This window comes from Peptoniphilus sp. SGI.035 (assembly GCF_050315115.1).
In the GTDB taxonomy this organism is placed as follows: Bacteria; Bacillota; Clostridia; order Tissierellales; family Peptoniphilaceae; genus Peptoniphilus_A.
This window is the reverse complement of sequence record NZ_JBNPOJ010000007.1, coordinates 28,813-51,939: the sequence shown is the minus strand read 5'-3', so window position 1 is coordinate 51,939 and position 23,127 is coordinate 28,813. Positions and strand designations below refer to the sequence as shown.

At 30.2% G+C, this 23,127-nt stretch carries 18 protein-coding genes; 14 read left to right on the top strand and 4 right to left on the bottom strand.

All coding sequences use genetic code 11. The features are described from left to right. Window positions 1-124: 124 nt before the first annotated feature. Entirely contained in the window at window positions 125-2,863 is a 2,739-nt protein-coding gene (gene secA, locus ACQRC6_RS05030; protein WP_427848015.1) for a preprotein translocase subunit SecA, read from the bottom strand. Between the two features lie 217 nt (window positions 2,864-3,080). On the opposite strand from secA, the gene guaA reads away from it, so the two are divergent. The 7 genes from guaA (at window position 3,081) to ACQRC6_RS04995 (ending at window position 13,275) form a co-directional block, all read left to right on the top strand. Beyond that, complete coding sequence (gene guaA / locus ACQRC6_RS05025) at window positions 3,081-4,601, top strand: glutamine-hydrolyzing GMP synthase (RefSeq protein ID WP_427848014.1); 1,521 nt, start codon at window positions 3,081-3,083, stop codon at window positions 4,599-4,601. A gap of 652 nt (window positions 4,602-5,253) precedes the next feature. Then, window positions 5,254-5,457, top strand: a complete 204-nt coding sequence (locus ACQRC6_RS05020; protein ID WP_427848013.1) for a helix-turn-helix domain-containing protein — start codon at window positions 5,254-5,256, stop codon at window positions 5,455-5,457. 3 nt (window positions 5,458-5,460) lie between these two features. Next, complete coding sequence (locus tag ACQRC6_RS05015; protein ID WP_427848012.1) at window positions 5,461-7,500, top strand: HsdM family class I SAM-dependent methyltransferase; 2,040 nt, start codon at window positions 5,461-5,463, stop codon at window positions 7,498-7,500. Continuing rightward, on the top strand, window positions 7,443-8,690 hold the full coding sequence (locus ACQRC6_RS05010) for a restriction endonuclease subunit S (protein ID WP_427848011.1): 1,248 nt from the start codon (window positions 7,443-7,445) through the stop codon (window positions 8,688-8,690). Before ACQRC6_RS05015 ends, ACQRC6_RS05010 begins: the two co-directional genes overlap by 58 nt. A 33-nt stretch (window positions 8,691-8,723) precedes the next feature. Beyond that, on the top strand, window positions 8,724-10,751 hold the full coding sequence (locus tag ACQRC6_RS05005) for a PHP domain-containing protein (RefSeq protein ID WP_427848010.1): 2,028 nt from the start codon (window positions 8,724-8,726) through the stop codon (window positions 10,749-10,751). Then, on the top strand, window positions 10,732-11,028 hold the full coding sequence (locus ACQRC6_RS05000) for a hypothetical protein (RefSeq protein WP_427848009.1): 297 nt from the start codon (window positions 10,732-10,734) through the stop codon (window positions 11,026-11,028). The genes ACQRC6_RS05005 and ACQRC6_RS05000 overlap by 20 nt, the downstream gene beginning before the upstream one ends. A gap of 768 nt (window positions 11,029-11,796) precedes the next feature. Further along, window positions 11,797-13,275 (top strand): HAL/PAL/TAL family ammonia-lyase, encoded by a 1,479-nt coding sequence (locus ACQRC6_RS04995; protein ID WP_427848008.1) that lies wholly within the window; start codon window positions 11,797-11,799, stop codon window positions 13,273-13,275. A gap of 610 nt (window positions 13,276-13,885) precedes the next feature. Here ACQRC6_RS04995 and ACQRC6_RS04990 read toward each other — a convergent pair. From ACQRC6_RS04990 to ACQRC6_RS04980, 3 genes are read right to left on the bottom strand one after another with little or no spacing between them, the layout of a single operon-like run. Beyond that, window positions 13,886-14,476, bottom strand: coding sequence for a DUF4125 family protein (locus ACQRC6_RS04990; RefSeq protein ID WP_293557479.1), 591 nt, complete (start codon window positions 14,474-14,476; stop codon window positions 13,886-13,888). A 7-nt stretch (window positions 14,477-14,483) separates the two neighbouring features. Further along, entirely contained in the window at window positions 14,484-16,202 is a 1,719-nt protein-coding gene (locus ACQRC6_RS04985) for a DUF4037 domain-containing protein (protein WP_427848007.1), read from the bottom strand. Continuing rightward, window positions 16,193-16,723 carry a BMC domain protein gene (locus tag ACQRC6_RS04980; RefSeq protein ID WP_427848006.1) on the bottom strand — a complete coding sequence of 177 codons (531 nt, stop codon included), beginning with the start codon at window positions 16,721-16,723 and terminating at the stop codon, window positions 16,193-16,195. The genes ACQRC6_RS04985 and ACQRC6_RS04980 overlap by 10 nt, the downstream gene beginning before the upstream one ends. A 286-nt stretch (window positions 16,724-17,009) precedes the next feature. Between ACQRC6_RS04980 and ACQRC6_RS04975 the strand changes: the two genes are divergently transcribed. From ACQRC6_RS04975 to ACQRC6_RS04945, 7 genes are all read left to right on the top strand, one after another. Then, window positions 17,010-19,583 (top strand): glycyl radical protein, encoded by a 2,574-nt coding sequence (locus tag ACQRC6_RS04975; RefSeq protein WP_427848005.1) that lies wholly within the window; start codon window positions 17,010-17,012, stop codon window positions 19,581-19,583. Window positions 19,584-19,634: 51 nt separating this feature from the next. Next, the gene (locus ACQRC6_RS04970; RefSeq protein WP_427848004.1) at window positions 19,635-20,552 is read left to right on the top strand and encodes a glycyl-radical enzyme activating protein; all 918 of its coding nucleotides are present in this window, start codon (window positions 19,635-19,637) and stop codon (window positions 20,550-20,552) included. A gap of 9 nt (window positions 20,553-20,561) precedes the next feature. After that, window positions 20,562-21,347 carry a propanediol utilization microcompartment protein PduB gene (pduB, locus tag ACQRC6_RS04965; RefSeq protein WP_075660160.1) on the top strand — a complete coding sequence of 262 codons (786 nt, stop codon included), beginning with the start codon at window positions 20,562-20,564 and terminating at the stop codon, window positions 21,345-21,347. 23 nt (window positions 21,348-21,370) lie between these two features. Further along, window positions 21,371-21,652, top strand: a complete 282-nt coding sequence (pduA, locus tag ACQRC6_RS04960; protein ID WP_075660161.1) for a propanediol utilization microcompartment protein PduA — start codon at window positions 21,371-21,373, stop codon at window positions 21,650-21,652. Window positions 21,653-21,733: 81 nt separating this feature from the next. Beyond that, entirely contained in the window at window positions 21,734-22,258 is a 525-nt protein-coding gene (locus ACQRC6_RS04955; RefSeq protein ID WP_075660162.1) for a hypothetical protein, read from the top strand. Continuing rightward, complete coding sequence (locus ACQRC6_RS04950) at window positions 22,251-22,829, top strand: BMC domain-containing protein (RefSeq protein ID WP_427848003.1); 579 nt, start codon at window positions 22,251-22,253, stop codon at window positions 22,827-22,829. The genes ACQRC6_RS04955 and ACQRC6_RS04950 overlap by 8 nt, the downstream gene beginning before the upstream one ends. A gap of 12 nt (window positions 22,830-22,841) precedes the next feature. Continuing rightward, on the top strand, window positions 22,842-23,120 hold the full coding sequence (locus tag ACQRC6_RS04945) for a EutN/CcmL family microcompartment protein (protein WP_427848002.1): 279 nt from the start codon (window positions 22,842-22,844) through the stop codon (window positions 23,118-23,120). The last annotated feature ends 7 nt before the right edge of the window (window positions 23,121-23,127 follow it).

Below are 23,127 nucleotides of genomic sequence, written 5' to 3'. Positions count from 1 at the left end.
TATAATAGGAAGATGCTTAAAAAATTTTAATCAAAAGAGATAATGACTAAATTCAAGCATTTAATAAAAAAGTGATGGGCATAATAGAACTATCTACTATGCAACATCACTTTTACTTAATTATCTATTCAAATTTTCCGTGACAGTTTTTATATTTTTTTCCGCTTCCGCATGGGCATGGGTCATTTCTTCCAACCTTTTTTTCTTTTCTTACATAAGGTTTTTGTTTTCCGTCATCTGGATTTACAGTTTCAATTTCTTTTGCAACTCTAACTCTTTGTACTCTTTCAGGATTTATTACATGATAAAGCATTTTAACTGTGTCTTCTTTGATTGATTCGTTCATTTCTTCGAACATATCAAAGCCTTCTTCTGCGTAAGCTCTAACTGGGTCAGTTTGTCCAACTGCACGAAGTCCAATTCCTTTTCTTAGTTGATCCATTGCGTCGATGTGATCCATCCACTTTTGGTCAACATTTTGAAGTAGGGCAACTCTTTCTATTTCTCTAAACTTTTCGTCGCCAAAATCTTCTTCTTTTTCTTTATATTTTTTATCAGCAAGTTCTTTAATGTATTCTTTTAAAGATTCTGCTGTTGGATTTTCAAGTTCCTTTAAGAAATTTTCATCAAAGTCAAAAACATTTACTCCGAAGTTTCTAATTGATTCGAAGTCTAAATATCTTTTGTTATTGTCATCAAGCTTGTTGTAAAAGTCGATTGTCTTGTCGATTACATCATTTCTCATTGCGATGATGTCATCTTTTAAGTTTTCACCTTCAAGCACTCTTCTTCTTTCACTGTAGATCACTTCTCTTTGTTTATTCATAACATCGTCGTATTTTAAGACATTTTTACGAATACTAAAGTTATTTCCTTCTACTTTTCTTTGTGCTGATTCAATAAGTCTTGTTAAAATTTTTGCTTCAACGGGTTCATCTTCTGGTGAATCAATTTTAAGCATTGTTTCTTTAAATCTATCTCCAGCAAATAGTCTAATTAAATCGTCATCTGCTGATATATAAAATCTTGAAGAACCAGGGTCTCCTTGACGACCTGAACGACCACGGAGTTGGTTGTCGATACGTCTTGACTCATGTCTTTCTGTACCTATTATTCTAAGTCCGCCGACTTTTTTTACTTCTTCGGCTTCTTTGTCAGTTTCTTCTTTGAATTTTTTAACAAGATTTTGATAATCTTCTCTTGCTTTTAAAATTTCTGGGTCATCTGTTTTGAAATATGAGTCTGCATATTCAAGCATTTCTTCTTCCATGCCTTGCTTTTTAAGTTCTTTCTTTGCAAGGTATTCTGGATTACCACCAAGTACAATGTCGGTACCACGACCTGCCATGTTTGTGGCAATAGTTACTTGACCAAAACGACCAGCTTGTGCGACAATTTCAGATTCTTGTGCATGCTTTTTAGCATTCAATACATTATGTTTAATGCCTGCACGCTTCAAGTATTTTGAAAGCACTTCTGATTTGTCAATGGATATTGTACCAACTAGCACTGGTTGTCCTTTTTCATGTGCTTCTGCAATTTCTCTAGTAACAGCTTTGAATTTTGCATCTTCGTTGATGTAAATATGATCATTTTCGTCTATTCTTATGACAGGTTTATTTGTAGGAATTTCAACAACGTCTATGTTATAGATGTCTCTAAATTCGCCTTCTTCTGTCATTGCCGTACCAGTCATACCAGAAAGTTTGTCGTACATTCTAAAGTAGTTTTGGAATGTAATTGTAGCAAGAGTTTTTGATTCTGCTTGTACTTCAAGTCCTTCTTTTGCCTCAATTGCTTGGTGAAGACCTTCAGAATATCTTCTACCATACATTAGACGACCGGTAAATTCATCAACTATAATAATTTCGCCATCTTTAATAACATAGTCAATATCTTTGTGCATTGTACCAGCAGCTTTTAAAGCTTGGTTAATGTGGTGAGATAATTCCATATTAGATGCGTCTGATAAGTTTTCAATGCCAAAATATTTTTCAGCCTTTTCAATACCCTTATCAGTTAATGTTGCAGTTTTGTCTTTTTCGTTTATAACATAGTCAACAGTTTCTTCTTCGAATTCTCTATTGAATCTTTCAAGGTCTATTTCATCTTGGCTCTTAATTCTATGAGATAAAGTATTTACAAAATCTCTTGCTCTAACATATAAATCAACAGATTCGTCGCCTTGACCAGAAATAATAAGAGGTGTTCTAGCTTCATCAATTAAAATTGAGTCAACTTCATCGACTATACAAAAATGAAGTCCTCTTTGTACCATTTCTTCTTTATAGATAACCATATTATCTCTAAGATAGTCGAAACCAAATTCATTATTTGTACCGTAAGTTATGTCCGCATTGTAGGCAGCTTTTCTCTCGTCTTGATCCATATCGTGAATAATACATCCGACAGTAAGTCCCAAGAACTCGTAAACTTTACCCATCCAGTCTCTATCACGGCTTGCCAAATAATCATTTACAGTTACAATATGTGTGCCCTTGCCTTCAAGAGCGTTTAAGTAAGCTGGAAGTGTAGCAACAAGTGTCTTACCTTCACCTGTTTTCATTTCAGCAATTCTACCTTGATGAAGAATAATACCACCGATTACTTGTACTCTAAAGTGCTTCATGCCAAGCACTCTCCATGCAGCTTCTCTTACAACAGCAAAAGCTTCAGGAAGTATATCGTCTGTAGTTTCACCATTTTTAATTCTATTTTTAAATTCTTCAGTTTTTTCTTTTAGCTCAGTATCTGAAAGTTTTTCCATCTCGCCTTCAAGGCTCATAACTTTATTTACAAGGGGCTCGATCTTTTTTAGTTCCCTATCGCTGTAGGTACCAAAAATCTTTTCCATTAAACCCATTTTACCACTCCTTTTACCTGACGTTTAATTTTATCATTAAATGGCATATTTTACAATAAAAAACAATTTTTACTTATCTCTATAAATTATATTGTTAGAAATATTTAATGTCAATATAAATAGCTTAAATACTTAATTTTAATTGAATTTAGATGCTCATCAACTATACAAATTTTAATTTTTATATTAAAATGTATTTAATGAAGAGGAGGTTAATATGATATTAGTAGTTGACTTTGGGGGCCAATACAATCAGTTAATAGCAAGAAGAATAAGAGACTTAAACATTTACTGTGAAGTTGTACCCTACAACAAGGCCTTAAAAGAATTAGAAAATAGAAAAAACGTAGAAGGAATAATATTCACAGGTGGACCTAATTCAGTATATGAAGAAAGTGCACCAAAAATTGAAAAAGAAATCTTTGACAAAAACATTCCAATACTTGGACTTTGCTACGGAATGCAACTCATGGCATACGCATTAGGTGGCGAAGTAGTTAGTGCACCAAAAGAAAGAGAATTTGGAAAAACAGAAATCACAACAGAAACATCGGAAATATTTAAAAACTTAGAAAAAAAAGAATCAGTTTGGATGAGCCATGTAGATAGAGTAGAAAAAGTGCCAGAAGGATTCGAAATAATTGCACGTAGCAAAAACTGTCCAGTAGTAGCAATGGCAAATGTAGATAAAAATCTTTACGCACTACAATTCCATCCAGAAGTAAATCACACAGTCCACGGCAAAAAAATGCTAGAAAACTTTGCAGTAAATATTTGCGGTGCAAAAAAAGACTGGACAATGGAAAACTACGCAAAAAAAGCAATAAAAGAAATAAAAGAAAAAGTTGGAGACGGAAAAGTACTACTTGCATTATCAGGTGGTGTTGACTCATCAGTAACAGCAGCACTAATATCAAAAGCAGTAGGTGAAAAATTAACTTGCATCTTCGTAGATCACGGACTAATGAGAAAGAATGAAGGCGACGAAGTAGAAGAAGCATTCAAAGACTCAGGTATGCACTTCATAAGAGTAGATGCAGAAAAAAGATTTTTAGAAAAACTTTCTGGAGTAACAGATCCAGAAAGAAAGAGAAAAATAATCGGAGAAGAATTTATAAGAGTCTTTGAAGAAGAAGGACAAAAAATAAAATCAGTAGATTATTTAGCACAGGGAACAATCTACCCAGATGTAATCGAATCAGGATTAGGCGACTCAGCAGTAATAAAATCTCACCACAATGTAGGAGGTCTTCCTGATTTTGTTGACTTCAAAGAAATAATTGAACCACTTAGAATGTTATTTAAAGACGAAGTTCGAAACCTTGGACGAGAATTAGGACTACCTGACTATTTAGTAGACAGACAACCTTTCCCTGGACCAGGACTAGCGATAAGAGTATTGGGAGAAATAACAAAAGAAAAATTAGACATTTTACGCGACGCAGACAAAATTTTCAGAGACGAATTAGAAGCTGCAAAACTAGAAGACATCAACCAATATTTTGCAGTCTTAACAAATATCAGAACAGTTGGAGTAATGGGCGACTTTAGAACTTACGACTACACACTTGCCCTCCGCGCAGTATCAACAACAGACTTTATGACAGCTGATTTCACAAAAATACCATGGGAAATTTTAGAAAAAGTATCAACCAGAATAGTAAACGAAGTAGATCATATAAATAGAATAGTCTACGACATAACATCAAAACCACCAGCAACAATTGAGTGGGAATAGTAGCAAAATTTTCTAAAATGGCTTAATTACAAGCTATAGAGAGAATGAAAAATGGCTACTGGTACTCAAATGGTACTGGAAGCTAAAAAGAATAAACTAAATAATAGTTCCAAGTGGTTTACATTTGGACAAAAAATTAGACCGTAGTTTTAAGCTGCGGTCTTTTGCGTCTATTTATGTTTTTTAGGAAACGTAATTTCTTAGGGAAAGGCAATTTCCAATTTTTAAATTTTTTGTTATATGGAAAATTCTAAGACATAGAATTTATTAAAAAGGAAAACTTATAAAATAGAAAAATTAGGTAAAAATATATTTAACAGAGAAAGAAAAATTCTATATAGTTGACCTCAAACTATTTAGAATTCTATAACTACTGTTTTTTAAATTTAATAAATAATATAAATCAAGTAGCAAAGCTACAAATACAATTAACCTTATTAGAAAAAGAATATTGACTATATGAGGGAAAAATTGAAGAGTTATCTAAAAAATTATGGAATATATCTATTATTACGAAAATAAACTTTATGAATCCATGCAATTAAAGAATCTTATACCTATAAGGAGTTATGAATTTATTGTATAATATAATTTAAGAAAGTTAATTGGATTTTAAAGATGCTTGGCACAAGGAGTAAAGAAATGTCTAGCTTTGAAAAAATTATTTTTAAACAGACAAAGTTTTAGAAGAAAAAAATATAAGAAAAAGAAATTAAAAAAGCATGCAAATCAACAAAGGACGCAACTTAACTCTTATTGTAATAATAAAGTAAAAAGAATTGACTTAGAAACACTTGCTAAGATATGTTGTGTTCTTGATTGCAGGATTGAAGATATTATGGAATATGTGAGGTAAGTTATGGCAAAATTACAATCAATAGAGCCAAATATTGCTGACTTAGTTAATGGTTGGCTAAAAAGTTATGGATTAGACTATAAACTTGAGCAGGAAAGCTTAAATAAAGAAATTGATAAGGCATTAAATGAATATGCTTCCAAGAGTGGTGGAACTGGTGGAAATAGACCGGATGCTAAATTATTATTACAAGATGAAGCCTTAAATTATTACCCTATTTTAATTGAATATAAGGGATATAAGGGTAAACTAGTTAAACTAAATAAAGATGGAAATGTAGATAATACAACTAGTAAAAATACACCAAACTATAAAAATATTAATTCCTATGCTGTTAATGGAGCTGTTCATTATGCAAATGCAATTTTGCACTACACTTCTTATACTGATGTAATATCAATAGGTGTAACGGGCTATAAGAAAGCAAACGGATCAATAGAACATTCTATAGGAGTATATTATGTATCTAAAGAGAACCTAGGTATAGGTCAAAAAGTTGATGAGTACACCGATTTGTCATTTCTTAGAGAAGATAATTTTAATAATTTTATAAAAAAGGTCAATGAATTATCTTTATCTAATGAAGAATTAGATAGACTAAGATTAAAAAGGGAAAAAGAAATTGAAACATCTCTTACAAAGCTTAACAATGATATCTATAAAGAAGAAAAAGGGTTAAGTGAAAACGACAGGGTATATCTAGTATCTGCATCAATTATGGCAACACTTGGCATACCTGGTAAAGTTCGTCCACTAGAAAAATCAGATCTAGAATCATCGACAGAAGATGGAAATACAGATGGTGAGATTATTGTTAGAAAGATAGAAGCATTTCTAAAAAATAAAAATTTACCAGAGAAAAAACAAAATCTTATTGTTAGAACCCTTAAAAATACTTTGTTATCAGAGAATATAAATAAACCTTATAATGGAGAAAGCCAGTTAAAGAGAATTTTTTGTAAGATAGTAGATGATCTAGGCATCTATTACAAAATTGGTCTAACAACAGACTTTACAGGAAAATTATTCAATGAAATGTATTCTTGGTTTGGATTTACTCAGGATAAATTAAATGATGTCGTTCTAACACCATCATATGTTGCAAAGCTACTTGTAAAACTTGCAAGAGTTGACAAAGATTCTTATGTGTGGGATTTCGCAACTGGATCAGCGGGATTATTAGTTGCTGCTATGAATGAAATGATGATTGATGCTAAAGAAAAGATAAAATCACCTTTAGAATTAGAGAGAAAAATTGCTAAGATTAAGGCAGAACAGCTTTTAGGTATAGAGCTTTTACCAAATATTTACATGCTCGCAATACTTAATATGATTCTTATGGGAGATGGTTCTTCAAATATTATAAACCAAGACTCAATTATAGATTTTGACGGTAGATATGGTTTTGGTAAGACTGATGAGGATTTTCCAGCTACTGCTTTTGTCTTAAATCCACCATATTCAGCTGATGGTTGTGGAATGATTTTTGTTGAAAAAGCCCTGTCTATGATGAATAAAGGATACGCAGCAATCATTATTCAAAACTCAGCAGGAAGTGGAAAAGCTAAAGAATATAATAAGAAAATATTAGAAAATAACACACTTCTTGCGAGTATAAGGATGCCTATAGATTTATTTATAGGTAAATCGAGTGTACAAACTAATATCTATGTATTTAGGGTTGGAGAAACTCATCAAAAAGATGAAATAGTTAAGTTTATTGATTTTGCCAATGATGGATATACAAGAAGTGATAGGAAAAAATCCTCAAACAATTTAAAAGATACTGATAGGGCAAAAGAAAGATATGAAGAAATCGTCAACCTTGTTAGATTTGGTAAAAGTAAATTAAATATATTTACTGAAAAAGAATACTATGAAGGAACTATTGACCCAGCAAATGGAGCAGATTGGAATCAATCAGCACCCATTGACAGAAGACCTACTCTTAATGATTTCAAAAAGACGGTAGCAGACTTTTTGGCTTGGGAAGTATCAGCCCTTATGAAAAACGAAAGCGAGGACGAGTCCTTAAAAAAATAGATGCCTCACTCAATGAAAAACTCCAAAATGTTGAGTGGGGCGAATATAGGATTGGAGATTTGTTTGAAATACATTCAAGTAAAAAAATATTTCATGCTAATGCAATAGATACAATCTATGATGAAAAAGTTGAGAAATCTCATCCGTATGTAGTTAGAAAAACAACTGATAATGGTATAAGAGGATATATAGTAGAAAATGAAAAGTATCTTAATGAAGCAAATTCTATTACATTTGCTCAAGATACATTTTCTGTGTATTACCAAAAATATGAATATTACACAGGTAATAAAGTTAAAGTGTTAAAACCTAAATATAATAATATAACCGAAAAATCTATGATATTTTTATCTGGATGTATTCAGAATTATTTACAAAACTATTCATGGGGTGTAGGTTCAACAGTAGAAACTATATCAGAGATTACTTTTACACTTCCAACAAAAAACAATCGAATAGATTTTGAATTTATGGAATCTTTTGTCGCCGAGCTGGAAGCTCAACGACTTGCCGAGCTGGAAGCTCAACGACTTGCCGAGCTGGAAGCTTATTTAACGGTAACTGGATTAAAAGATTATAAACTTAATAATGATGAAATAGAAGTATTAAATAATATTGATAAAATTATATGGAAAGAATTTAAAATGGGAGATTTATTTGAAAGAGTAAAAACAAAAAAATTACCATATAAAGCAAAAGAACTTCCAAAAGAACCTATAGATAATTATACACTTCCTCTTTTGACTTCAAGTTTTATGAACCAAGGCCTAAATTATTACGGACCTAAAATAAATGCAACTATATTAAAAAATGTAATTTCTATACCATCTAATAGCGACGTATATAGGTCATATTACCAATCAAGGGAATTTTCTGTACTATCAGATGCTTATGCTATTGAGTGGAAAAATAAAGAAATAGAATTAAGTCCTAATGGTTATTTATTTGCAGTATCTTGCATTAATAAAGTTACTGACTTACCAATATATTCATATAAAAATAAATTAGGTGGATGGAATGTAGTCAAGAATAAATATATCAAACTTCCTGTAGAGTCAAATGGAGAAATTGATTTTAACTATATGGAAAATTTAACACAAGCTATTAAAAAGTTAGTAATAAAAGATGTTGTAAAATACGCAGATAAAAAACTAGAAACTACAAAAGAATTATTAAAATACACGACGTAAGACATGGAGAGATATTATAAAGGGAGTTAGTTTATGAAAGCTATAGACTTGCATATTCATACCATTAAATCAATTAGTGATAGTCCATTTTCATTTTCAATGGAATCTTTAATTAAATACGTGAATGATATGAAATTAGATATAATTGGCATCACAAATCATAACTTATTCGATGCTGAGCAATTCAAAAAAATTCGTGAAGAATTAGATATTAAAGTTCTTCCTGGAATAGAAATTAATTTTGAGGGAGGACATTTACTGCTTTTAAGTGAAGATGAAAATTTAGATGATTTTTCAAGTAAATGCAATAAAGTTCAAGAAAAAATTAGAAGTACAAATGACAATATTAATAAAGATGAATTGATCGAAATATTTAAAGACTTAAGTAAATATTTGCTGATTCCACATAATCCTAAAAAACCAAAAGTACCTATTCAAATAATAAGAGAAATGAAAAAACATATAAGTGCTATAGAAGTATCTAGTATAAAAGATTTTTTAAGGGAATATAAAAACAATAATGATTTTACTCCTGTTTGGTTTAGCGATATTAGGATTGATATTGAACTTGATATAAAGAAAAGAGGAAGAATTTATTTAGATATAGGTAATAATTCTCTTAATTCAATTAAATTAGCACTTTCAGATAAAAATAAAGTTAGGTTATCTATTTATGAGTCTAATTCTTTATTTCCAATAAATAATGAATCTTTTCAAATTTCAACAGGTTTAAATGTATTGTTGGGAGCAAGATCAAGCGGCAAATCTTATTTTTTAAATAAAGTCGAAAGTGCTAATGAAAATGTAAAGCATATTAGGCAGTTTTCATTATTAGATAAACAAAATTCAGATAATAAAGAATTCGATGTCCGTTTAAGTAATGAAAATAGCATTCAAGGAGAAAATAGGTTTATAGATTTTAAAAACTTAATCGAAGAAATATCGAATGTTGATTTAAAAAAAATAAAGAAGAATATAGATGACTACGTAGAGTCTTTATTGAAATTTGCAAATGAAGAAGAAAGAAGAGATGTTTTTTCAAAATCAAAGCTCTATACTCAGAATTTATATGCCAGTAAAGAAATCAAATCACTAGATAAATTGATTAGTAGCATTGAAAATTTAATTCTAAATATAGAATACAAAGAGACAATTGAAAAATACCTAGATATAATTAATCTTAAAAACCTAATAATAGATTTATCTAAATTAGCTAAAAGCATATGCAGAGAAAATATTATAAGAAAAAAAGCAAATGAAATAATTGAAGATGTTAAACCAAAGCTAGAAGTTAAAACTATATCTAACAGGGTCATAGATGTAGATTTAAAAGAATATTTAACCTCGAAAAGCAAAATAGAAAAATTTAATTATATTTGTAAATTGGTAAAGAAAGAACGAACAATTGAATTAGATAAAATTGGGAAGTTTACATTAATAATGAAAACAGGATATTATAAAAATGTTAGCGAAATAAAAGAACATGCAAAAACGAATGTTGCTTTAGCGGATATATTTAAGTCTTCATATAAAGATGGTTACAAATATCTACAAAATTTAAGTGAAGCAAATATTTCGAAAGTTGATTATTGGAAATATTATGTTAATGTAAAGTTTGATATAATTAATGAATTTAAGTTATCAGCATCAGGTGGAGAAAGAACAGAATATAATTTACTTAATGAAATAAAATCAGCAAACGATTATGATATTCTTCTTATTGATGAGCCAGAATCTTCATTTGATAATATCTTCTTAAATACGGAAGTTAATAATATGGTAAAAGATATTTCGAAAAAAATGCCTGTTATTTTAGCTACTCATAATAATACAACAGGGTTGTCAATAAATCCAGATTATATATTATATACTAAACGAGAGTCAACTACTGAAGATATCAAATTTAAAATATATAGTGGGAATATAGATTCAAAGACTTTAAAATGTTTTGGGAACGAAAACGACACTGTTGAAACTTACAGCATCTTAATGGATTCACTGGAAGCAGGTGAAGAGGCATATAAGAAAAGAGAGGGTATATATGAATTACACAAAAATTGAAAATAACAATGTATACTTTAGGTTGAGTTATACAGATGATTGGAAATTAATTTCAGACATAATAGGTGATGATTTAATAAAACTTATAGAAAAATGTATAGATGAAGATGATTTTGAAATAGAAGAATTTAATGAATCACTTATTAAAAATGAAGCTCATAAAATTATTTATAAAAGTATCTATCAAAAAATTAAGGAGATTCAGATCAATAAAGATAATATAATTGATGAAAATACTCAACGATACAATGATATAATAGAAAAATACAGTAAATAGATTAAGTGTGTATTATTAGAGTTTTCCGGTACTGGGACTGGGACGGGACTAAAAATTTGAAAATGTCCTATAATTAGATGGATCTAGTGATATTAGAAAAAATAGAATATAGTATTTTGAATGGTTTGGGATATATCGTACATTTGGAAAAGAAGAGTGGGAATAGTTCCAAAAAATAATAAACAATATAAATTCAATTGCTATATAAGATTAAAAACTGCAACTGGGATTAAAATGTCCGACTGGTACTCAAATGGTATTTGCAGTCAAAAAAGAATAAACTGAATAATAGTTCCAAGTGATTTACACTTGGGCATGAATAAGGGGCTTTTGCAAAAGTCCCTTATTTATGGGGAATTAAGTTTAACATTAGACAAAGATAAAGCAAGATTATATTTTTGAGATAAAAATATATGATATTTTCTAATTTGCAAAGGTATATAATACATATAATATAGTAGATAATAGGGTACTTAGCTCTGTAATATCAATGTGTATTGTTTTATTAACAGCAGGCTTCAATTCAGGATAGTGTATAAAAATCACAGTACCTTTATTTATAATAATTGTGATTTTAACATTTATATTTTTTAGTCTATCTTTTTATGTAGGTTTATACCAAGGGCTTAAGGTGTAAAGAGCTTTGATGCTGCTGGAGGATTATCGTATTATTTATTTTCATATTACAATTAATATTAGCTATAAAGACATTTTTACATATGATATTGTCGAATGAAAATAAAACTAGAAGATTTTAGGAGTAATTAAATGATTAATTTAGACAGAACATTAACAATAGAGGAAGCAATAAAAATAATAGATGGTAGAGATAAGATAGAATTTAGTGAAAAGGCTATTAATAGAGTAAGAAAATCTTCTAGATTAATAGAAAAAGCTATAGAAAGCGATAGACCTATATATGGTGTAACAACAGGACTTGGAGCAAATAGCAACAGAAACATTTCTCTTGAAAGTGCAAGAATATATCAAGAAAAAATTCTAATGTCCCATGCTGTATCAGTTGGAGAACCTTTAAGTGAGCAACAGACAAGAGCAATAATGCTTATGATTATTTTGAATGGCATAAAAGGATATAGTGGAGTTAGAATTAGTACGCTTGAGTTTTATAAAGAAATGTTAAATAAAAATTTATATCCATTTGTCCCATCAAAGGGATCTGTTGGCTATTTAAATCTTGAAGCACATATAGGACTTGCAGCGATAGGAAAGGGAAAGTTTTACAAAGATGGAAAGTTTGTAGATTCTAAAGAAGTTTTATCTGAACTAAATATTAAACCATTAGAATTATCATATAAAGAAGCTCTTTTTTTAATATCGGGGACAACATCTGTAACGGCATTTGCAATTTTAGCTATTAATGATATGAAAATTTTATTTGAAAATTATAAACTAATATCTGCAATGGAAATAGAAGTAAGTTGTGCAACGACAAGGTTTTTAGACAAAAGACTTATGTCGGTAAGAAAACAAATAGAGCAAAAAAATATAGCACAGGATATTTTAGACATATTAGAAGGTTCAGAAATATGTAAATACTATTATGATAAATCATTGCAAAATGCACTTTCAATTAGATGTATTCCTCAGTTAATGGGTCCTGTTCTTAAGAAAATAAATGAGGCAGAAGAAACAGTTTTAAGAGAGATGAATTCTTGTACTGATAACCCAATTTTATATCAAGATTTAGATGAATTTGAAGTAATATCAGGTTGTAATGCTGATTCATCATATATTGGTCTTGAAATGGACTGTTGTTGTATTGCAATGACAATGCTTGCTAAAATGAGTGAGCGAAGGACATTTCGATTACTAGATAGTTCACTTTCCAATAAACCAGCTTTTTTAGTCGAAGGCAATGGCGAGGATTCAGGACTTATGATTGTTCAGTATACACAAGCAGGGATTTTAAATGAAATGAGAATAAATTCTACTCCAGGTATAATAGATAATATTCCAACATCTGCAAATCAAGAAGATTATGTTGCTATGGGATTTAATTCTTCAAAAAAAATTTTAAAACAGATAGAAAATTTAAGATATATTATGGCAATTGAGTTACTTGTAATTTATCAAGCAAATAGATTTAACGATCCAAACTTAAAACGTAGTGAAATTACAAATAAAATATATCAAAAATTAAAATTCATACCTGAATTAAAAGAGGATTATAAATTTCATCCATATATTGAGAGATTAAATGAAATGCTAAAAGAAAAGTTAATATAATAATTTAACAAAAGTCTTCCACTTAAATGTGCTTAGTATTAAATATTAAAGAAGGAGTTTTAAAATGTATGTAAGTGCAAGAAAATATTAGACAAGTTATAAAAATATATTTTATTATTAAATAAATTGCTTGTAATGGATAAGCTATCCTAAATAGGACAAATTAAAACAAAAAATGATATAGCATAAATAGAGGTATCATGAGGTATTGTAATGGCAAAACATTATGAGGAAGAAAAAAACAATTAGTAAAAATTGGATAGGATCAAATATTTTTACAACAATCGATATTTTTTTAGGATAGAATATAATTTTTGCATCTATCATAATAAAAAATTTGAATTTTTAAGTCAAGAGTAAAGACTACACACTGATCTTTAAAGCAGCTCTTGACAAAAATCTTCAAATTTTTTTAAACTAGATAATTAGGCAAAAAGAAAGATTTTGATGAATCTCGACCTTTTAGTCTAATTGTGACAAAATATAGGTCATAAATATTTAAACTATTAGAATTTTATACTAAAAGTATATTTTTTGATTTTAGAAAAAATATCAGTTCACATCCTGTCGAAAGAGCTGATACACAAAACTTTTTACATACTCAATTAAATTATTTTTCCATAAGAAATTTTAAATTTTTTTCAACTAAATTTATCCCTTTTTGATAGGCACTAAGATAATATTTAAGTATAAGATTTAATGTAGTTTCAGAATAACTGTAAAGTTCTCCTTTGAAATAATTTTCTATTGTTGTATTAGCAGCACTTTGCGATGAATCGTATAAGTCTCGGTTATTGTCTAAAAGTTTGGGTTCATTTTTTCTAACATCTTCTTCCCAGTACATATAAATAAGCATTATAGAATTCACCAAGGTGTTTTTGCGTTTTGAAATATTTGGAAGAAATTTTTTTATTTTATTAAAATATTCAGGTTCAGAATACTGCATCATATAAGCATATTTTTCTGTAAGTAAATTTCTATTATCTTTCTTAGCACTGATTAAATCACTTAAGTAAGAAGTTAGTATTATGTCATTGTATATACTCCAGTAACAAAGTCGAGAGTATATAAATGTAAAAGAATTATCCTGGCAAAAAGCCCTTTTACCTATATTATTTACGTTAGTAAAAAAGTTCCATTCATTGATTACAATTTTTTTAAGAGTTTCATCTCTTTTTTTTGGTATTGAATCGTTTTTCATATTTATCCTACTTTATCCATGTATCTTCATTTTTCAATTCGATATTATTTATTCTTTGTGCAATTTCAAAAGAATGATATTTTAAAAAGTCAGCATGAGAGTTTGAAAGTTTAACCTTATTTAAGTGTTTTACTAATTTTTCACATAACTCTTCAATGATTTTGATTTTCTTTAAAGATTCATTAACATCATTATAGGACAACAAAATATCAAATTTTGAGCAAGTATATTCTCCAAGTAAAGGTAATGATTTTAAAGAGCTATATTGCCATTTATAGAAAGGCATATATTTTTTATTTATAAGATGTATAAACTCACAATAATATTGTAAGAATTCACTAAGGGCAATTTGCGCTCCCATTAGATTATTTCTTTTTAAACATCTTGGATAATTGTATTGACCTGATTGAGCAATTTTATTGCAAAGGTAAGCTAATTTTTTTAAAACTAAATCTTTTGGATAATAAGCTAAAAGCCTCTGCCTAATATAAGAAAATTTGCCATAGTTATCTTCAAATACTTTTCCATTTGTAGCAACTGATAAAAGATCTTGAGGTACTTTTCTAAATTCATTTAAAGTTAAAGGACCTTTTTCAAAAAGAGTATAATATTTGTAAAAATCTTCTATTGAAATAATTTTTATAACTCCATCTCCTAAATTAATTTCATTTACAGGAACGTGGCTCATAATATCTTTAGGTAAGAACCAAGAGCATTTTTTGATAAAATCATGATCCCGAGATATTTCATCATCAAAGCCGTAACATTCAGAACCTTCTCCAATTAAACCAAAAGCAGAGTATCTAAAAAGATCGGGGTAATTTTTTAAAACGAAAGGCTTTACTTCATTTAAATAAAAATCTTCTGATATTTCGAGCCCTTTTTTTAAATTTTTGCCAGTAGCATCAAATGTTAAAACAGTATCTGATTTTTTTTCGATAAAATTTAAATTGCTTTCTATATTTTTATAAGCTTCACTTTCTTTTCCATAAGTATTTTCTATAATTTTTTTAGATATTATATAAAGAGATTTACTTTTTTCAATATCGCCTATATTAAAATAATATTTTGCAAGGTTGTTGAGTACACTTGCATAAAGTGGGTTATTAGGGGAAATCTTACTTTCAAGAAAATCTTTAGCCTTAAAGATATATTCTTTTGCTTCACTAATTTTATTCAGCTTGAGAGAAACATCAAATAAATTATTATATGTAGTTGCAAGTTGAATGCTATGATGTGGAATACTTTTTAATATTTCTTCTGCTGATTTTAAAAGGTTATAGGCTTTTTCTGCATTATTATCTTCCAAATATAAAAGTGCTAAATTATTTGCATTTGATGCATAAGAGTAGTTGTATAGGTTTAAAACTTCATATATTGAATTAGCTTCTTCAAATAGTCTAATAGCTTCTTTTTTATTTGAGTTCATTCTATAAGCATTTGCCAAATTCATAATTGTATTTGCATAGGCTTCAGAATTCGTATCAAAATATTTTTCGAATATTGTTTTAGCAAGATTTAAACTCTTTATGCTCTTTTCGTAATTCCCTGTATTTCTAAGTGCTCCGCCATAGTCATTTAAAACTTCGATTAATTTTTTATTGTCCTTGTTTTCAAAGGCCAAGTTTATAGACTCCTCTATTATAGGAAGCATTTCCATTTCTCGTCCATCTCTTAAAAGAGAATGGTATTTTTTTTGTAAATTTTCAAGTTTTTCTAAATACATTTTATTATTTCTCCTACTGGATTTTCAATTATTTCAATAGCAACTATATCATTATTAGGTAAATTATTTAATATGGCAGTTTTAGAACTTTGAAGATTTGAAAGTAGTCCGTTAAATACAGAAATACTTTTGCCAAAAAGACCAATGCGAAATTCAAGTTTTACTAACTCTATGTTAGCTTCTTTAACACATAAGTCAGATACCTTCATTGCACAGATGCTATTTTTAAACTCACAAATCATAAAAGATGAAATATTCGTAGGTTTTTTTGTGGTATTGATTTTTTCGATTATTTCTTCATGAATATTAAGTATATAGATAGAAGAAATTTTTTTAGACTTAAAATATTTATTTATTTCTAATATATCGCTTTCATTTCCATTTAAGATAAATAGCATTCTTCCAGGACATACATTTTTAGATAAAAAAAGATCAACCGGATAATTTAGAAGAACATTATTCATTTCCTTGTAACCAGTGGCTATGCTCTGAAACTCAGCGAGTAAAAAAGAAGACAACATAAAATCACTCCTTTAATTTATTTTATGTAAATAAGAAATGGAATTCAATAAAGTTGAAGAAAATGTTTTGATATTACAATTAAAAGTTTGTTTTGAGTTATTTCTTACTAAAAATTTAAATTACGAAGATGACTATAACTAAAAGTTAATAAAACTACAAATTTAAAAGTCTTAATTTTACAATGCAATGGTTTGCATTTTATTTCATCATTCCGACACAGTATTATATAATTACTTCAAGCTTGATTAATACATAAGCACAAAATAAAAAAATAGGAGGTATTCTATGTTGGAAAAAGGGTTTTCACAACCTACAGAAAGAATTAAAAGATTAAGACAAGTAATAATCGATGCTGTACCAGTAGTTGAATCTGATAGAGCAAGATTAATAACTGAATCTTATAAGGAAACAGAAGGTCTTACAAATATTTTAAGAAGAGCAAAAGCTGTTGAAAAAATATTTAACGAACTTCCAGTTACTATTAGGGATGATGAATTAATAGTAGGTTCAATTACTGTTAATCCTAGATCGACAGGTCTTTGCCCAGAGTTCTCATATGAATGGGTTGAAGCAGAATTTGACACAATGGCAACTCGTATGGCAGATCCGTTTGTAATTCCAGAAAAAACTAAAAAAGAATTACACGAAATATTCAAATATTGGAAAGGTAAGACGACATATGATTATGCAACAAGCCTTATGAGTGACGAAGCTAAAGATTGCATGGCTAATGGGATCTTTACAGTTGGTAATTATTACTTTGGTGGTGTTGGTCATGTAAATGTAGATTATGAAAAGATCATTAAGTATGGTTTTAGAGGGGTTATAGAACAAACTGTAAAAGCTATGAATGATCTCGATGATTCTGATCCAATATCAATTCAAAAAATGCAATTCTACAAAGCTGTTATTATTTCTTACAACGCAGCAATTAATTTTGCACATAGATACGCTAAAAAAGCTGAAGAACTTGCAAATCAAGAAACAAATCCTCAAAGAAAGCAAGAACTTTTAAGAATTTCTTCAAATTGCATGAGAGTTCCCGAATATGGTGCTAGAGATTTCTGGGAAGCTTGTCAAGCATTCTGGTTCGTACAAATATTAGTACAAATTGAATCTAACGGACACTCAATTTCTCCAGGAAGATTTGACCAATATATGTATCCACCATATAAAAATGATAAAAATATTACAAAAGATTTTGCCCAAGAACTTATCGATTGTATATGGGTTAAATTAAATGATATTAACAAGACTCGTGATGAAGTTTCAGCTCAAGCTTTCGCTGGATATGCAGTATTCCAAAACCTATGTGTAGGGGGTGTAGATGGAGAAGGCGTAGATGCGACAAATGATATTTCTTATATGTGTATGGAAGCTGTAGCTCACGTTGCATTACCAGCACCTTCATTCTCAGTTAGAGTTCATCAAAATTCACCATATGAGTTCCTATTAAGAGCATGTGAAGTTTCTAGACTTGGATATGGTGTTCCTGCATTCTACAATGACGAAGTAATAATTCTTAACCTAGTATCTAGAGGAGTTAAACTTGAAGATGCAAGAGATTACTCAATCATCGGATGTGTAGAACCACAAGCTGGACATAGAACAGAAGGATGGCATGATGCTGCGTTCTTTAATATTGCAAAAGTACTTGAAATTGCACTTAACAATGGTAGATGTAATGGAAAACAACTTGGGCCTAAGACTGGCGAATTAGAAGATATGAAAAATATCGATGACATCTTTGATGCATATCAAAAACAAATGGAATACTTTGTTAAATATTTAGCTGAAGCTGATAACTGTGTTGACTATGCTCACGCAGCTAGAGGAAATCTACCTTTCATGTCAGCTATGGTTGATGATTGCATCAAGAGAGGGAAGTCAGTTCAATCTGGTGGAGCTATTTATAACTTCACAGGACCTCAAGCATTTGGTGTAGCTGACTCTGGAGACTCTTTATATGCAATATATAAGAATGTATTTGAAGACAAGAAAATTTCTCTAATAGATTTAAAACACGCTCTAGAAGAAAACTTTGGTTTATCAGATTGTCTAGTTCCAGGATGCGGATGTAATACTCAAACAGTTTCTGCTAAGGTTGGAGAAATGAACGAAGCTGAAATTTACGATGCAGTTAAAAAGATTCTTGCTTCTACTGGTTCTATAAATGTAGACGAGCTTGAAAGTAAATTAACTGGTGGAGATTATTTACAAGCTAATACTTGTGGATGTGGATCTGAACAAACTGGTCAATTTAAGACTATTCAAAAGATTCTTGATAATACAGAAAGCTTTGGTAACGACAATGAGCTTTGTGATAAATTTGCAATCAGAGCTGCTAAAATTTATTGCGATGAGGTTGACAAATATGTAAATCCAAGAGGAGGAGCATTCCAAGCAGGTATTTATCCGGTATCTGCAAATGTATTATTTGGTAAAGATGTAGGAGCACTTCCGGATGGTAGAGCGGCTCATACACCACTTGCTGATGGTGTAAGTCCAAGACAAGGTAAAGACTCTCATGGACCAACAGCTGCGGCAAACTCTGTAGCTAAGTTACCACACTTTCAAGCGTCAAATGGTACGCTTTATAATCAAAAATTCTCTCCAAAAGCCGTAGAAGGAGAAAAAGGACTAAAGAATTTCGTAGCTATTATTAGGTCTTACTTTGATCAAAAGGGTGCTCACGTTCAATTTAACGTTGTAGATAGGCAAACACTAATAGACGCTCAAGAACATCCAGAAGATCATAAAGACTTACTAGTACGTGTAGCTGGATATTCTGCTCACTTCGTAACATTAGCAAAAGAAGTTCAAGACGATATCATTAACAGAACAGAGCACATGATGTAAGGCGGCATAATTATAAGAAGAATAGAACACAGTATGTAAGTGGAGGTGACTATGGATTCTATAAACTACAATGAAAAGGGCGTCGTATTTGATATACAAAGATATTCTATAAATGACGGTCCTGGAATTAGAACCATAGTATTTTTAAAAGGTTGTCCCTTGAGATGTATTTGGTGTTCGAACCCAGAATCACAAAGAAGAGAAAAAGAGCTTATGTTTAGAAGAATTCTTTGTATTCACTGTGGTCTTTGTATAAAAGCTTGCAAACAAGGCGCACTTGATGCAAATAACCTTAATTTTATAGATAGAGATAAGTGTATAATGTGTGAAGAGTGTGCTAATGTTTGTCCATCTAGTGCTCTAGAGGTTAAAGGTAAAGAGATGACAGTAGCTGAAGTTATTGAGGAACTTAAAAAAGATGAAAAATACTATATAAGTTCCAATGGCGGAGTTACATTATCAGGTGGCGAAGCACTGATGCAGCGGGGTTTTGCAAAAGAAATATTTAGAGCCTGCAAGGCAAGAGGTTGGCACACAGCAATAGAAACTGAAGGCTATGTTTCTGAAGAGGCAATAAGAGAGGTTATACCTCATGTAGATTTAGTTTTACTTGATATGAAAGCCAACAACGATGAGATACACAAAAAAGCGACTGGAGTAAGTAATAAGCTTATAAAGAAAAATGCAATGCTAATACAAAATCTATCTGAAACGATTATAAGGGTGCCTACAGTCCCTGGAGTAAATGCTGATATGAAAGAGTTTGGAGATATTGTATCTTTTGTAAAGACTCTTCCGAATGTTAGAGAACTTCACATTTTACCATACCATAATTATGGAGAAGGTAAATATTATTTATTAGGTAGGGATTATGAATTATCTAATTTAGAAAAATTAGATAATGAATATGTAGATAAATTGAAGAAATTTGTAGAATCTAATGGCTTAGTATGCCAAGTTGGAGGCTAAGGAGATAGTATGGATAAAGAATTATTAGAAAAAATAATGGGGCAAGTTTCTAATGAATTAGGAATGGATAAAAAAGAATCTGTAGAAAATTGTTCTGGCACATGTAAAAAAGTAGATGTTACAGAATTTGTTGGAACATCAATTGGAGATACGATAGGTCTAGTAATAGCAAGCGTAGATCCACTATTAGTAGATAAATTGGACTTAGGAAAATATAAATCAATAGGAATTATTGGCTCAAGAACTGGAGCAGGTCCACAAATTATGGCGGTTGACGATGCTGTTAAAGCAACTAATACTGAAGTTGTTACAGTAGAACTACCAAGAGACACAAAGGGTGGAGCAGGACACGGATCTTTAATTTATATTGGAGCTGAAGATGTGTCTGATGCTAGACGTGCGGTTGAAATTGCACTAGACGTTCTTCCAAAATATTTTGGAGATGTTTATGAAAATGATGCAGGACACCTTGAATTTCAATACACTGCAAGAGCAAGCTATTGCCTAGAAAAATCTTTTGGAACACCAATTGGAAAGAGTTTTGGAATGGTAATAGGAGCTCCGGCAGCTATAGGTACAGTGCTTGCCGATGTAGCTGTTAAAGCAGCAAATGTTGAAGTAGTAGGATATTCTTCACCGGCACAGGGAACAAGTTTCTCAAACGAAGTTATACTAACTTTTACAGGAGATTCTGGAGCAGTTCGTCAAGCTGTTAAGGCTTCAATTGACGTTGGTAAAAAATTACTTGGTGCTTTAGGGGATGAACCTAAATCAACAACAAGTCCATATATTTAAAAATTAAAATCAGGAGGTAAATTATGAATTCAGACGCATTAGGAATGGTTGAAACAAAAGGTTTAGTAGGAGCAATAGAAGCTGCAGATGCTATGGTAAAGGCAGCTAATGTAAGTTTAGTAGGATATGAAAAGATTGGTTCTGGTTTAGTAACTGTAATGGTTAGAGGAGATGTAGGGGCAGTCAAAGCAGCCACTGATGCAGGGGCTGCATCAGCCAGAGTTGTTGGTGAAGTTGTTTCCGTCCATGTAATCCCAAGACCACATACTGACACTGAAAAAATTATTCCTCATTTCGACAAATAATATTAAGCCATAAACATTTTTGAAAAGTTAAAATACGACTTTGTATTTTAACTTTTCTATTCATATGACATAGGTGATTTAATGAATATAAATAGAGAAGAATTTGAAGAAATATTAAAGAAAATAATTCTTCAAATGTCCAATAAAAAAAGAATTAACTTTATATTCTCAAATCCATGGGATAATAGATATTTTGTAGCCCTTGATGCGATAAAGACACTTAATATAAATAAGAGTTGTGTTATTAGCAAGAAGTTAAGCGATTGCTATATAAATAAAATCAGTAATTATCTCAAATGGGATGAGATAATTTATCTGGATTGTGAAAAATTAGATCAAATTGCAGAAAATGATGCTTTTTTCCTTAATATAAAATTAAAAAACATTGTAAATGTAATTTTATTTAACGAAGACGAATTAGAGTCTAAGTTAGTTATGAAGCTTTTTGAAAATGGCAAAGATGTATATTTATGGAAAGAAACAGTTAAAAAGGTAACTGGTAGAGAACCTAAAAGATATATCGACAAATTATTAGGATATTATGACGAAATTTTAAGTTACGGAGTAAAAATAGTTGACATAGAGGAAGTGAATAAGTATGAATAGAGCACTAGGACTTGTTGAAGTAATAGGTCTTACAAATGCCATTATTGTTGCTGACACAATGCTTAAGGCGGCAAATATAAAAATGGAAAACATTGAAATTACAAAAGGTATGGGGTTTGTTACTGTAAAAGTTTCAGGAGATGTTGGAGCTGTTAAAGCTGCTGTAGATTCTGGGAAAAGTTTAGCTATTTCATTCGATAAATTCGTTTCATCAAAAGTTATACCAAGACCTGCCAGTGGACTTGATATTGTATTTGATTTAGATAGGGAAAATAGAGAAGAAAAAAGCTCTAAGCCAATAAAAGAAGATAAAAGAGAAACAGTTAATAAAAAAGAAATAAAAACAACTTTAAATGCAGGTGAATCTAAAACTACTGCAAAACTTAAAACCAAGCCTCAATCAAAAGACGTGGAAAAACCAGTAGCTAAAAAAGAAATAAAAGAAGTTAAACCTGAAGCTAAAGCTGAAAAGAAAGCAAGTGTTAAAGAAAAAAGCATGGAAGTAGATAATAATGATAAAAAAATCGATGAAAAAAATTTAGAAGAGGAATCGGATAATACTAAAAGATAAAATTCTGAGATAGTGAGTAGTGATAGTATGTTTATTGCAAAAGTAGTAGGTAATGTTGTAGCAACTAGAAAAAATGATACGCTAGTTGGCTACAAACTTATGATTATTCAACCTATTAATGCAAATGGAGAAGAATATAAGGATCAATCTGTTGCCGCAGATTATGTAGGAGCAGGAATTGGTGAGCTTGTATTAGTTGGTGGAGGATCTTCAGTTCGTGTTGAAAATGAAAGGAAGTCTTCAGTAATAGATTTGGCAATAATAGGTATAATAGATGAATTAATTGTGTGAGGTAAGA

Bases quoted from the DNA above. Each gene is read 5' to 3' on its own strand.
- pduB (WP_075660160.1), top strand. From the start codon at position 20,562: ATGGATAAAGAATTATTAGAAAAAATAATGGGGCAAGTTTCTAATGAA.
- ACQRC6_RS04985 (WP_427848007.1), bottom strand. From the start codon at position 16,202: ATGTATTTAGAAAAACTTGAAAATTTACAAAAAAAATACCATTCTCTT.
- pduA (WP_075660161.1), top strand. From the start codon at position 21,371: ATGAATTCAGACGCATTAGGAATGGTTGAAACAAAAGGTTTAGTAGGA.
- ACQRC6_RS05000 (WP_427848009.1), top strand. From the start codon at position 10,732: ATGAATTACACAAAAATTGAAAATAACAATGTATACTTTAGGTTGAGT.
- ACQRC6_RS04990 (WP_293557479.1), bottom strand. From the start codon at position 14,476: ATGAAAAACGATTCAATACCAAAAAAAAGAGATGAAACTCTTAAAAAA.
- ACQRC6_RS05005 (WP_427848010.1), top strand. From the start codon at position 8,724: ATGAAAGCTATAGACTTGCATATTCATACCATTAAATCAATTAGTGAT.
- ACQRC6_RS04980 (WP_427848006.1), bottom strand. From the start codon at position 16,723: ATGTTGTCTTCTTTTTTACTCGCTGAGTTTCAGAGCATAGCCACTGGT.
- ACQRC6_RS04955 (WP_075660162.1), top strand. From the start codon at position 21,734: ATGAATATAAATAGAGAAGAATTTGAAGAAATATTAAAGAAAATAATT.
- ACQRC6_RS04975 (WP_427848005.1), top strand. From the start codon at position 17,010: ATGTTGGAAAAAGGGTTTTCACAACCTACAGAAAGAATTAAAAGATTA.
- secA (WP_427848015.1), bottom strand. From the start codon at position 2,863: ATGGGTTTAATGGAAAAGATTTTTGGTACCTACAGCGATAGGGAACTA.
- ACQRC6_RS05015 (WP_427848012.1), top strand. From the start codon at position 5,461: ATGGCAAAATTACAATCAATAGAGCCAAATATTGCTGACTTAGTTAAT.
- ACQRC6_RS04995 (WP_427848008.1), top strand. From the start codon at position 11,797: ATGATTAATTTAGACAGAACATTAACAATAGAGGAAGCAATAAAAATA.
- ACQRC6_RS04950 (WP_427848003.1), top strand. From the start codon at position 22,251: ATGAATAGAGCACTAGGACTTGTTGAAGTAATAGGTCTTACAAATGCC.
- guaA (WP_427848014.1), top strand. From the start codon at position 3,081: ATGATATTAGTAGTTGACTTTGGGGGCCAATACAATCAGTTAATAGCA.
- ACQRC6_RS04970 (WP_427848004.1), top strand. From the start codon at position 19,635: ATGGATTCTATAAACTACAATGAAAAGGGCGTCGTATTTGATATACAA.